11 protein-coding genes are annotated in these 12,048 nt (G+C 71.2%); 5 read left to right on the plus strand and 6 right to left on the minus strand.

Going from position 1 to position 12,048, the window contains the following annotated elements:
* Positions 1-22 precede the first annotated feature (22 nt).
* Entirely contained in the window at positions 23-1,141 is a 1,119-nt protein-coding gene (gene serC / locus AC07AW_RS06240; RefSeq protein ID WP_478814276.1) for a phosphoserine transaminase, read from the plus strand.
* A gap of 60 nt (positions 1,142-1,201) precedes the next feature.
* On the opposite strand, the gene AC07AW_RS06245 is transcribed toward serC, so the two are convergent.
* Positions 1,202-2,191, minus strand: a complete 990-nt coding sequence (locus AC07AW_RS06245) for an SdiA-regulated/phytase-like domain-containing protein (RefSeq protein ID WP_478814277.1) — start codon at positions 2,189-2,191, stop codon at positions 1,202-1,204.
* A 70-nt stretch (positions 2,192-2,261) separates the two neighbouring features.
* Between AC07AW_RS06245 and AC07AW_RS06250 the strand changes: the two genes are divergently transcribed.
* Positions 2,262-3,107: an alpha/beta fold hydrolase gene (locus AC07AW_RS06250; protein ID WP_478814278.1), complete on the plus strand. Its 846-nt coding sequence runs from the start codon at positions 2,262-2,264 to the stop codon at positions 3,105-3,107.
* 58 nt (positions 3,108-3,165) lie between these two features.
* On the plus strand, positions 3,166-3,846 hold the full coding sequence (locus AC07AW_RS06255; RefSeq protein WP_478814279.1) for a GDSL-type esterase/lipase family protein: 681 nt from the start codon (positions 3,166-3,168) through the stop codon (positions 3,844-3,846).
* A 59-nt stretch (positions 3,847-3,905) separates the two neighbouring features.
* Here the strand turns inward: AC07AW_RS06255 and AC07AW_RS06260 are convergent, their stop codons facing one another.
* Positions 3,906-4,310 carry a carboxymuconolactone decarboxylase family protein gene (locus AC07AW_RS06260; protein WP_478814399.1) on the minus strand — a complete coding sequence of 135 codons (405 nt, stop codon included), beginning with the start codon at positions 4,308-4,310 and terminating at the stop codon, positions 3,906-3,908.
* Positions 4,311-4,358: 48 nt separating this feature from the next.
* Between AC07AW_RS06260 and AC07AW_RS06265 the strand changes: the two genes are divergently transcribed.
* Positions 4,359-4,904, plus strand: a complete 546-nt coding sequence (locus AC07AW_RS06265) for a MarR family winged helix-turn-helix transcriptional regulator (RefSeq protein WP_478814280.1) — start codon at positions 4,359-4,361, stop codon at positions 4,902-4,904.
* Between the two features lie 11 nt (positions 4,905-4,915).
* On the opposite strand, the gene AC07AW_RS06270 is transcribed toward AC07AW_RS06265, so the two are convergent.
* The 4 genes from AC07AW_RS06270 to AC07AW_RS06285 all read right to left on the minus strand — a co-directional run bounded on the left by AC07AW_RS06270 (position 4,916) and on the right by AC07AW_RS06285 (position 11,381).
* Positions 4,916-5,905, minus strand: coding sequence for an aldo/keto reductase (locus AC07AW_RS06270; protein ID WP_478814281.1), 990 nt, complete (start codon positions 5,903-5,905; stop codon positions 4,916-4,918).
* 187 nt (positions 5,906-6,092) lie between these two features.
* Positions 6,093-6,677: an RNA 2',3'-cyclic phosphodiesterase gene (gene thpR, locus AC07AW_RS06275; RefSeq protein ID WP_478814282.1), complete on the minus strand. Its 585-nt coding sequence runs from the start codon at positions 6,675-6,677 to the stop codon at positions 6,093-6,095.
* A gap of 68 nt (positions 6,678-6,745) precedes the next feature.
* Entirely contained in the window at positions 6,746-9,031 is a 2,286-nt protein-coding gene (locus AC07AW_RS06280) for a hypothetical protein (protein ID WP_478814283.1), read from the minus strand.
* 94 nt (positions 9,032-9,125) lie between these two features.
* Entirely contained in the window at positions 9,126-11,381 is a 2,256-nt protein-coding gene (locus AC07AW_RS06285; protein WP_478814284.1) for a hypothetical protein, read from the minus strand.
* Positions 11,382-11,476: 95 nt separating this feature from the next.
* Between AC07AW_RS06285 and AC07AW_RS06290 the strand changes: the two genes are divergently transcribed.
* On the plus strand, positions 11,477-11,977 hold the full coding sequence (locus AC07AW_RS06290) for a GNAT family N-acetyltransferase (protein WP_478814285.1): 501 nt from the start codon (positions 11,477-11,479) through the stop codon (positions 11,975-11,977).
* Positions 11,978-12,048: the final 71 nt, after the last annotated feature.

Here is a 12,048-nt window from a genome sequence, read left to right on the forward strand (position 1 = left end):
CCGACCCGATACTCTCCGCCTCGTGGCTGAGATCCAGATTCCCGCTGACATCAAGCCCGCCGACGGCCGTTTCGGCGCGGGCCCCTCCAAGGTGCGTACGGAGGCGCTGGACGCCCTGGCCGCCACCGGCACCTCCCTCCTCGGCACGTCCCACCGCCAGGCTCCGGTCAAGAACCTGGTCGGCGAGGTACGTACCGGCATCTCCGACCTCTTCTCGCTGCCCGAGGGCTACGAGGTGATCCTGGGCAACGGCGGCTCCACCGCCTTCTGGGACGTCGCGACCCACGGTCTGATCGAGAACAAGTCGCAGCACCTCACCTTCGGCGAGTTCTCCTCCAAGTTCGCGAAGGCCGCCAAGCTGGCTCCCTGGCTTGCCGAGCCGACCGTGATCTCCTCCGACCCGGGCACCCACCCGGAGCCGGTGGCCGAGGCGGGCGTCGACGTCTACGCGTACACGCACAACGAGACCTCCACCGGTGTCGCCGCCCCGCTGAAGCGGGTCGCGGGCGCCGACGAGGGCGCGCTCGTCCTGGTCGACGCGACCTCCGGCGCGGGCGGCCTCCCGGTCGACATCACCGAGACGGACGTCTACTACTTCGCCCCGCAGAAGTCCTTCGCCGCCGAGGGCGGCCTGTGGCTCGCGGCCTTCTCCCCGGCCGCCCTGGAGCGGGCGCAGAGGATCCACGCCTCGGGCCGGCACATCCCCGAGTTCTTCTCCCTGCCGACGGCGATCGACAACTCGCTGAAGAACCAGACGTACAACACCCCGGCGCTGTCGACCCTCTTCCTGCTCAACGAGCAGCTGAAGTGGATCAACGGCCAGGGCGGTCTGGACTGGGCCGTGGCCCGGACGAAGGAGTCCTCGGACGCCCTGTACACGTGGGCCGAGGAGTCGAAGTACGCGACCCCGTTCGTCACCGACCCGGCGAAGCGCTCGCAGGTCATCGGCACGATCGACTTCGCGGACGAGATCGACGCGGCGGCGGTCGCGAAGGTGCTGCGCGCCAACGGGATCGTGGACACCGAGCCGTACCGCAAGCTGGGCCGCAACCAGCTGCGGATCGCGATGTTCCCCGCGATCGACCCGGCGGACGTGCGGGCCCTGACGGCCTGCATCGACTACGTCATCGGGCAGCTCTGACCCCGTACGAGAGCGTACGAAGGGCCCGGCGCCGGACATCGTCCGCGCCGGGCCCTTCGGCTACCCCTTGCGGAGCAGGCGCTTGATGCCGACCACGAGGACGGTGGCGCCCGCGAGGACGAGGAAGCCGGTGGTGACGCTCCCGTTCTCCTCGCCGCCCCGGCCTCCCGCCGACGGGGACTTCGGCGCTCCGCCCGGCGCCTCCGTCGGCTTCGGCGACGGCGCGCCGGAGGCCCGGTCCACCCGCACCACCCGGCTGTTCCTGCCTTCCGAGCCGAACATGAGGGCCGAGCCGTCGGTCGTGTACGTCACCGATTCCGCCTGGCCCTGGAAGGGGGCCCCGACGGCCGTGCCCTCGTCGGCGAGGCGGCCGTCCTTCCAGGCGTACTCCTTGGCGCTGAAGTAGCCGCGCAGGACGAGCCGGTCGCCGTCCGGGGAGAAGGCGCCGTCGGTCACCCAGGGGACCTCGTCGACGCGCCGGAAGACGTTCGTGCCGGAGGTGGAGAGGTGCTCGGGGCCCGCGTACAGGCCGCCGCCGTCCTCCTTCTTGCTCGCGATGTACACCCGGCCGGTCTTCGGATGGACCATCAGGGCCTCGGCGTTGCGGGCCCCGTCGGCGTACTTCACGACGTACTGCCGGGCGCGGACGGTCTGGTCCTTGAGCGTCTCCGGCTCGGGGAAGCGGTAGATCCAGACGTGGTCCCAGGAGCCGTCGAGGTTGTCGCCGATGTCGCCGACGTAGATGTCGCCGTCCGGGCCGACGGCGATCGCCTCCATGTCGCGGGGGGTGCCGACGCCGGTCATGGTCAGGGTCGCGACGGTCTTTCCCGTACGGGAGTCGATGCCGTAGATCAGGGGCGCGTCCTGATCGTTGTGCGTCCAGTAGATCCCGGGGTGGGCCCGGCTCGCGGCGAGGCCGCTGGACTCGGTGATCCGGGAGTCCTCGATCGTGAAGTCCCGGTCGGGTTCCTGCCCTTGGGCACGGGCATGACCGGCCGGGAGCAGCACCAGGGCAGCGGCCGCGCCGAGGGCGCACAGAGCAGATCGCATGGATCAAGCGTGCCATGAGGGCGGGGAAACCCGCTTGACCAGCATCGGAGGCACTGTCATGGTCGCGCCCATGCCTACCTTCTCCGCTCCCGACGGGACCCTGCTCGCGTACCACGCGTCCGGTTCCGGCGACCCGCTCATCTGCCTGCCCGGCGGCCCGATGCAGGACTCCGCCTATCTGGGTGACCTCGGCGGGCTCGACGCCCGCCGGACACTGATCCGTCTCGACCTGCGGGGCACGGGCGGGTCCGCTGTGCCGGAGGACCCGGCCTCGTACCGCTGCGACCGGCTCGTCGAGGACGTGGAGGCGCTGCGCGTGCACCTCGGGCTCGACACGATCGACCTCCTCGGGCACTCGGCGGGCGCGAACCTGGCCGCGCTGTACGTGACCCGGTATCCGGAGCGGGTGGCGCGTCTTGTGCTCCTCACGCCGGGCACGGCGGCCGTCGCGCTCGACACCAGCGGGGAGGAGCGGCTCGCGGCGGCGCGGCAGGCGTGGCGCGAGCAGGAGCCGTGGTTCGGTCCGGCGTACGCGGCTCTGGAGGAGTTGGCGGCGGGGCGTGGTTCGGCCGAGACCTTCCAGGCCGTCGCGCCGTTCTTCCACGGGACCTGGGACGAGGCCGCGCAGGAGCGGCACGCCGACAACCACCGGCAGCGGAACGGGGAGGCCGCGGGCGTCTACGCGAGCGAGGGCGCCTTCGAACCGGCGGCCACGCGCGCGGTGTTCGCGGAGTTCGACCGTCCGGTGCTCGTCGTGGCCGGGGAGGGCGACGCGAACACGCCGGTGCCGACGGCCACCGCGTACGCCGGTCTCTTCCCGAAGGCCGAGCTCGCCGTCCTGGCGGGGGCGGGTCACTTCCCGTGGCACGACGACGCGGAGTGGGTCGCGTCGACGGTGGGCGGTTTCCTGGCATGAGCCGACGGTGTCCCGGATCACGTCGCAGGTCCGGGACACCGTCCGCAATGATGTGACCATGCGTTTTCTGTTCGTCGGCGACAGCATGACCATCGGACGCGCCGGCGACTGGACCTGGCGTTACCGCATGTGGGAGCACCTGGAGGCGACGCTCCCCGGCGGGTACGAGATCGTCGGCCCGCGCTCCGGCCTGTACGACCCCGCCGCCGACGCCCCGGCCTCGGAGGCGTACCCCGACCCGGCGTTCCCCGCCGCCGCCCGGCGTCATCTGGCCGGCTGGGGCGAGGGCTGGCTGCACATGGCGCCGGTGATCGGCGAGACGGTCGCGGCGACGGGGGCGGACGTCCTGCTGATCTCCCTGGGCCTGATCGACCTGGGTTTCTACACGAACAGCGACCAGACGGAGGAGAACGTCCGGGCGTTCGTGGCGGCGGCGCGGGCCGCGAACCCGCGCGTCCGGGCCGTCCTGCTGCCGGTCATCCCGAACGTCCGCGCCGGGTACGACGCCGCCTTCGCCGCCGAGTGCGCCCGCTTCAACGAGCTCCTCGCGAAGGCGGTCGCCGACCTGGACACGGCCGCCTCGCCGCTGCTGCTGGCGACGGTCCCGGAGTCGTACGACCTCCGGGAGGACACGTACGACGGCACGCACCCCGGCCCCACCGGGGAGCGCAAGATGGCCGCCGCGTTCGCCGACGCGATGCACCAGGCATGGGGCCTGGGCGGCCCGTACGCCGCCTGAGGGGTCGGGCCGCGCGTACTCCGCTGAGGGGTCGGGCGGCGCGCCCTCCGGCCGAGGGGTCAGGCGGCGCGGACGAGGCGGTTCGCGAAGGTCGACACCGTGTACGTACCGATGCCGAGGCAGACCTCCAGGGCGTTGCGGCGGGTGTAGCCGGCCTTCTCGAAGGCGGCGAGGTCCTCGTCGGTGACGGCGCCCGAGGAGGCGAGGACCTGGAGCGTGAACTTCCTTACCGCAGCCAGGCGTTCGGCGTCGGGGGCCGGCCCGAGGGCGGCCATCTTCGCCTCGTGCATGTCGACGCAGACGTGACACTGGTTGCGTTCGGCGACGGTCAGGATGACGGTCTCGCGGGAGTGCGGGTCGAGGGTGGTGGACTCGAAGATCGCGCTGAGCTTGAGGAAGCCGTCGAGGGTCTCCGGGGAGGTCTCCTTGAGGAGGGCGACGGTTGCGGCGATACGGGCGGACATGTCGAGCGGTGCGGACAAGGCGGTTCCCCCAAGACTAGAATGGACAACATGGTTGACCATGTCGCTGGAGAAAACGTAAACCAGGTTGTCGATGTGCGCAAGGGAGCACCCAAGGGAGTACCCGGGAACGACACCCCCGGCTACGAACTGCCCCTGCTCCTCTTCGGCGGCTTCCGCACGCTCATCGACCGGCTCCACGCCCGCCTCGCCGACGAGGGCCACCCCGACATGCGCCCCGCCCACGGCTTCGCCATGCAGGCCATCGGGCTCCACGGCGCCACCGCCAGCGACATCGGCCGACGTCTCGGCGTCTCCAAGCAGGCCGCCGGCAAGACCGTCGACCGGCTGCTCGCCGTCGGCTACGCCGAGCGCACCGACGACCCCGCCGACGCCCGCCGCAAACTCATCCGGCTCACCCCGCGCGGATACGACGCCCTCGCCCGCTCCGCCGCGATCTTCGACGACCTGCGGGCGGAGTGGGCCGCGACCCTCGGCGTGGACCGCGTCCGCGACATGGAGGCGGCCCTGCGGAACGTCGTCCCCCCGGAGACGGCGTTCCGCCTGGACGCCACGAGCTGGCTGGGAACCCCCTGACCCCTACGGGATCACCAGGCGAAGGCCTCCGGAGACGGCCCCGGCCCCGGGAAGATCTCGTCCAGACCGGCCAGCACCTCCTCGCTCAGCTCCAGCTCCAGGGCGCGCAGCGCGCCCGCCAGCTGCTCCGGGGTGCGGGGCCCGACGATCGGACCGGTGACACCGGGACGGGTGAGCAGCCAGGCAAGGGCCGTCTCGCCCGGCTGGAGGCCGTGCTTGTCGAGCAGGTCCTCGTAGGCCTGGAGCCGCGCCCGCGCCGCCGGGTCGGCGAGCGTGGCCGCCGCCCGGCCCTCCGTGCGCCGCTTGCCCTCGGCCTCCTTCTTCAGGACGCCGCCGAGCAGCCCGCCGTGCAGCGGCGACCAGGGGATGACCCCGAGGCCGTACTCCTGCGCGGCCGGGATCACCTCCATCTCGGCGCGCCGCTCGAAGAGGTTGTAGAGGCACTGCTCGCTGACGAGCCCGACCGAGCCGCGCCGGGCGGCGACCTCGTTGGCCTGGGCGATCTTGTAGCCGGGGAAGTTCGAGGAACCGGCGTAGAGCACCTTGCCCTGCTGGATGAGGACGTCGACGGCCTGCCAGATCTCCTCGAAGGGAGTGGACCGGTCGATGTGGTGGAACTGGTAGACGTCGATGTAGTCCGTCCCCAGCCGCTTCAGGCTGGCCTCCACGGCCCGCCGGATGTTGAGCGCCGAGAGCTTGTCGTGGTTGGGCCAGGCCTCGCCGTCGGGGCCCATGTTCCCGTACACCTTGGTGGCGAGGACGGTACGGTCACGCCGCCCGTCGCCCTGGGCGAACCAGGAGCCGATGATCGACTCCGTCCGCCCCTTGTTCTCCGCCCACCCGTACACATTGGCGGTGTCGAAGAAGTTGAGCCCCGCGTCGAGGGCCGTGTCCATGATGGCGTGACTGGTGGCTTCGTCCGTCTGCGGTCCGAAGTTCATCGTCCCGAGGACGAGTCGGCTGACCTTGAGTCCGGTGCGTCCGAGCTGCGTGTACTCCATGACCGTCAAGCCAACTGCTTCGAGCGCACTCGAAGCAAGGACCTTTCCACGGCATGGGCTGGGAGGGGTACGGGCGGCGTACGGGAGGCTACTGGCCGGTCAGCGAGGCCACCGCGATGATCGCGAACATCAGTACGAGCACGCCGGCCATGATCCGGTTACGGGTCTTCGGGTCCACCCGACGAGGTTAACCCGAGTGCCCCTCGCGCCCCTCAAGGGGCCAGGCGCCGATCGTCTCGTACCGGGGCTGCGCGCCCGGCACCCCGCCCCCCGGCAGGTTCGACCGGACGAGCGCCAGCTCGGTCACGGGCCAGCGCGTGCCCTCGAAACCGCCCAGCTCATCGGTGTAGGAACCGAGCGACACCCCCGCCCCCCGCGCACGGGCAAGGGTCAGGTGCGCCTGATAGCGGCGGTGCTCCTCCATCGCGACCCCGGCCCGGCGCGCGGCGGCGTCGGACCGCTCGGCGAGGAGTCTCAGCGTGTCCAGATCCCCGGCGACCCCGGCCCACAGCGTCTGTCGCCCGAAGTGTCCGCCGGCGTGCAGCCGCAGGGAGAACGGCGGCGTCCGGTGCGCGGCCCGCCCGAGCCGCACCCGCAGCTCGGGCAGCAGCTCCTCGTCGACCTCCCCCATGAAGGCGAGCGTGAGATGCCAACCGGGCCGCGTGGTCCAGCGGACCCGCTCCGCCCCGGGCATTTGACGGAGCCGGCCGACGACGTGCCCGAGCTCGTCGAGCCGCTCAGCGGGCGGCACAACCGCGGCGAAAAGCCTCATGGGGAAAGTCTGGCAGGCCGCGGGGCCGGGGAGCGGTCTTTCCGTCCCCGGCCCGGCGGCCCGTTCGGTCAGAAGACCTGGTTGTACGTCGTCCCGGCCGGGGCGACCCCGACCTCGGTGACGGCCCGGGGCACGAAGGGCGCCCGCCAGCTGCCCGTACCGGCGTAGAAGTAGGCCTTGTTCGTCGCGGTCCGCGCGTACAGGTCGGGACGGCCGTCCCTGTTGCCGTCACCGATACCGACGATGTCCCGGTACTCGTTCCAGCCGCCGCCGATCTTGACCCGAGGCGCGTACGTGCCGTCGCCCTTGCCCAGGTAGAGCCAGAGGACACCGGCCTTGTCCCGGGCCAGGAGGTCCCCGGCGGGAGCGCCCGCGACGTTCCCGACGGCGACGAGGTCGTTGTAGATCCCCCAGCCGAAGCCGATCTTCTTGCGGGGCGCGTACGGAGCGGACGCGTAACCCGTCCCCTTGTACAGGTAGAGATCCCCGGCCTTGTCGACGGCGACCAGGTCGGCCCGCCCGTCACCGGTGAGTTCGCTGCCGCCCGCGAGCAGGTTGTAGGTGCCCCAGCCGCCGCCGATCTTCCGGGCGGGCGCCTCGATGAAGCCCTGCTTGTTCCCCAGATGCAGCCACAGCACGCCGGACTTGTCGCGGCTGATGACGTCGGGCGCCGTCGAGCCGGCGAGGTCACCGGCGGACTCGATGCGGTCGTAGACGTTCCAGTTGCCCATGGCGGACGTCGACGACCAGCCGGGCCGGGCCTGCACGAACCGGCCCTTCGCGTCGTCCCAGAGGGTGTCGACCCGGTCGAGGTAGCCGCTCGCCGGACGCACGAACAGATCGGGCGAGCCGTTGCCGGTGTAGTCGTGCACCATCGGCGTACGGGTGACGGTGAACTCGCCGGTGGCGGAGACGGCCGGCATGCCGTTCCAGGGCTTGGCCGTCACCTTCCAGTCGTACGCGCCACCGAGAGCGCCCTCCTCGATCCAGTCGGGGTAGTCCCCCAGCACCCCGGCCCAGTCGATGCCGAGCGAGCCGTCCGGGAAGACCCCGCTGCCCGTCGTGCCGGGCCGGACGGTCTGCGTGAAGCGCCGCGACGTCTCCTTGTGCCTGAGCTCGACGACCAGGTCGGCCTTGGTGCTGGAGAACTTCCAGGCCAGGCGGGTCCTGGCGACGCCGTCGAGATCGACGACCGCCGGGACGGAGTGGCCGACGTACGTGAGGGGGGTGGTGTCCCCGTCGCTCGCGCCGGTGGAGGCGATCAGCTCGGCGGCCGGCTTCCCGTCCGCGCCGACCGCGATCCGGTAGACGCCCTTGCCGTGCTCGGCGGTGACGCCGAGGGCGAGCAGGGTGTTGCCGGGCCCCTTCCTCACGCTCGACGCGTGGGCGAGCACCGGAACGGTCTCCCCTGTCGTCAGCGAACGTGCCGTGAACCCCGGCGCGGACGCGCCGCCGCCGGTGGGGCTGATGCTGTCGGACATGAACCAGTCACCCAGCAGGCCACCGACGAGCGCCGCCCCGCCGTCGTAGCCGAGTTCCGTCCGCTTGACCTCGTCCGCACCCCGGGCCGCCGACGCGAGGACGACCTTCCCGTCCACGCGCTCGGTCCAGGCGACATGGCTCGGCGAGAGGAGCATGAGGTCCTGGTAGCTCGACCCCAAGGGCGACTTGTACGTCTCGACGACACGGCCGGTCGCGACGTCCAGAACCACCTTGTCCTCCACTTCGCCCGTGGAGGGGCCATAGGAGTAGTGACTGCCGAAAGCGGTGCCGGTCAGGCTGTCACCGAGGCTGAAGTAGCTGTAGTAGCCGCCGTACGGGTCGGCGACCTTGCGGACGGTGACCGTTCCCCCGACCTTGCTGATGATCTTCGGGTACTGCTCGACGCCGTTCACGACGAGGCTCGCCCCCACCGCCCCCACGACGTCCCCGGTGGCGTCTCCCTCGTTCAGTTCGATGGTGACGGGCGCGGCGCCGATGGCCATGTCGTACAGCTTCGCCCGCGCGTCACCGGCCCGGTGGTACACCTCGGTGACGACGGCGACGACATCGGATCCGGAGCCGGTGGCGAAGTCGTCATCGCCCGTCCCGATCACCGTCGAGACGCCGTCCGTGTACCGGGTCCAGCGGACCGTGCCGCCCGCGTCGGAGGACAGGAATCCGGTGGTCCCGGCACCGAGCACCCGACCGCCGTCGGCCAGGAACGGCACCGGGATCGGCGCGGCGGCCTCGGCGGCCGCCGGGGCCGTTGCCGCCACGTGCACGGGAGCGGCCGTGGCCGCCGGCGCCAGGAACGGGGTGGCGGTGGCCACCGCCAGGACGGCCCCCACCGACATCGAGACACGGCGTGACAAAGCAGTACGCAAGGTGTGTTCCCTCCCCAACCTCATGAATACGCACTGCAAGACCCGCCGCCCCGCCGAACGGTTGTACGGCGGGTCGCCCGGATCAGGCGAACTTGTTGAACGGCATGCCGTAGGCGCCTTCCCGGTACACCCCGACCTGGGTGGACGCGCGGGGCTTGAAGGGGGCGCGCCAGTCGCCCGTACCGGCGTAGAAGTACGAGGTGTTCTGCGGGCCGCGTGCGAACAGGTCGGGGCGGCCGTCCTTGTTGCCGTCGCCGATGCCGACGATGTCGCTGTACACACCCCAGCCGGCACCGACCTTGACGCGCGGGGCGTAGGTGCCGTCGCCCTTGCCGAGGTAGAGCCACAGCACGCCGGCCTTGTCGCGGGCGAGCAGGTCACCGGCGGGCGCGCCGGCGACGTTCCCGACGGCGACCAGCTGGTTGTAGATGTTCCAGCCGAAGCCGATCTTCTTGCGGGGCGCGAAGGGCGCGGTCGCGTTCCCCGTCCCCGCGTACAGGTACAGGTCGCCCCCGCCCTCGACGGCGACGGTGTCGGCCCGTCCGTCACCGGTCAGGTCGCTGCCGCCCGCGATCTCGTAGTACCGCCACCAGCCGGAGCCGATGCGGACCCGGCGCTGGAAGGAGGACCCGTGGTCGCTCCCTGTGCCCTGGTGGAGCCAGAGGTCGCCCGCCGCGTCTCGGCCGACCGCGTCGGGCACGTTCGAGCCGGCGACGTCCCCCACGGACTCGAAGCGGTCGTAGATGTCGTAGTTCAGGTCGATGGGGGAAGAGTCGTTCCAGTCGGAGGCGGGGACGAGTCGTCCCGTCGCGTCGTCCCAGCGCGTGTCGATCGGGTAGAGGGCGCCGTTCTTGTCCCGGGCGAACACATCGGGCGAGCCGTTGTCGCTGTAGTCGTGCGCCTTGGGGCTGCGGACCAGCGTGAAGCTGCCGGAGGCGGTGACGGGGGCCAGCCCGTTCCACGGCCGCGCCGTGACCTTCCAGGTGTAGTCGCCGTTGAAGGCGGCCTTCTCGCCCAGGCCGTCCTCCGCTCCGAAATCGCCCGTCCAGTCGAGACCGAGCGAGCCGTCCGGGTAGGCACCGGCGCCGGAAGACGGCCGGAGGGTCCGAGTGAATTGGTTCCCCGTCTCCTTGTGCGTGAGGGTCACCGACAGATCCGCCCTGGTCGTGGAGAACTTCCACCTCAGGGGAGTCTTGGCGACGCCGTCGAGATCGATCGTGGCCGGTACGGAGTGGCCGACGTACTCGAGAGGCGTGGTGTCCCCCGTCTCGCCGGTGGAGGCGATCAGCTCAGCCGTCGGCTTCCCGTCCGTGCCGAGCGCGATCCGGTAGACACCCTCGCCGTGCGCGGCGGTGGTGCCGAGGGCGAGCAGGGTGCCACCGGGCCCCTTCTTGACGCTCTCTGCGTGGGCGAGGAGCGGGAAGCTCGTCCCGTCCGTCAGCGAGCGGGCCGTGAACCCGGACGGGGGCGTGCCGCCGTCGGCCGGGGCGGTGTCGTCGGACATGAACCAGTCACCCAGCAGACCACCGACGAGCAGCGCGTCGCCGTCGTAGTCGAGCTGCGTCCGATTGACCACGTCCGTGCCCCGGACCGCCGAGGCGAGCACGACCTTGCCGTCCGCGCGCTCCGTCCAGGCGACATGGCTGGGCGAGATCACCTCGACATCGCCCCACCCCCACGTGCCCGGCGGCCTGGGGTTGGCCTTGTACGTCTCGACGGCACGACCGCTCTTCAGGTCGACGACCTGCTTGCCGCTGAACACGACACCCGGCAGGTAGTCACCCACCGAGACGCCGCCGGCCAGGCTGCCGTCCGCCGTCGTCACCGCACGGACGGAGACGTTGGCCCCTTCCTTGCTGACGATCTTCCCGAAGACGGGTCCGTCGCTTTCCTGCGCCACGACGTCCGTGCCCACCACTCCCTCGACGTGACCACGGGCGTCGCCCCACAGGCCGATGGTGACGGGCGCGGTGCCGTTCGCCATGTCGTACAGGGTCACCTGGCTGTCTTCGTAGGTGTGCCAGGTCTGCTTCACCACCGCCACGTAGTCCGAGCCCGAACCGATGGCGTATTCGAGGAAGCCGGTCGGGACGACCGTCGAGGTCCCGTCCGCGTACTTGGTCCAGCGTGACACGCCGTCGGGGTCCACGGACAGGAAACCAGTGGCTCCTGCGCCCGTGATGGTGCCGCCCGAGGCCAGGAACGGGACCTGGATCGGAGTGGCGGCCTGCGCGGACGCGGACACGGGAGCGGCGACGGCGGCCTGCGCGAGGGCCGGCGTGGCCGCGGCGACGGCGAGGACGACCGCCACGGACACCGACAGACGACGCAAAGACAAATGACTACGCAAGACGCATTCCTCCCCAACCCCAACGGATACGCCCTACTCGACTCCCCGTCCGACCGAAAGGTTGTACGGCTAATGTCGACGGGATGAAGATCCGGAAGGGCGGGGCCGAGGACCTCCCCGCGATACTCGCGATACTCGACAGCGCCGTGGTGTGGCTCAACGGCAAGGGAATCACCGCCCAATGGGGTACGGACTCTTTCTCCGAACGCCCCAAGGCCGTCGAACAAGTCACGCGGACGATGTCCGAGGGCGATCCGTGGATCGTCGAGATCGACGGCGTACCGGCGGGCACGATGACGCTGACGCCGCACCCCGGCCAGTACATCGAACCCGCCGGAGAGCCCGAGGTGTACGTCCGCCTTCTGGCGACGGACACCCGCTTCCACGGGCACGGTGTGGGAGCGGCCCTCCTCGCGCACGCGGAGGCGGAGACCCGGCGCCAGGGGGTGTCGCTGCTCCGGGTGGACTGCTTCGCGGGCAGCGAGGGCCGCCTGGTCGAGTACTACGAGGGCCAGGGCTTCACCCGCACCGAACCGTTCCAGGTCGGCGACTGGCCGGGACAGGTCCTCGAACGACGCTTCTGAGAACGACGGCGGGAGGGGCCGGGGCCGGAGCGGGGGAGGTGGTGTCCGGACGTAAAAGCGTCTTGAACTCG

The organism is Streptomyces sp. NPDC044003 (assembly GCF_056435185.1).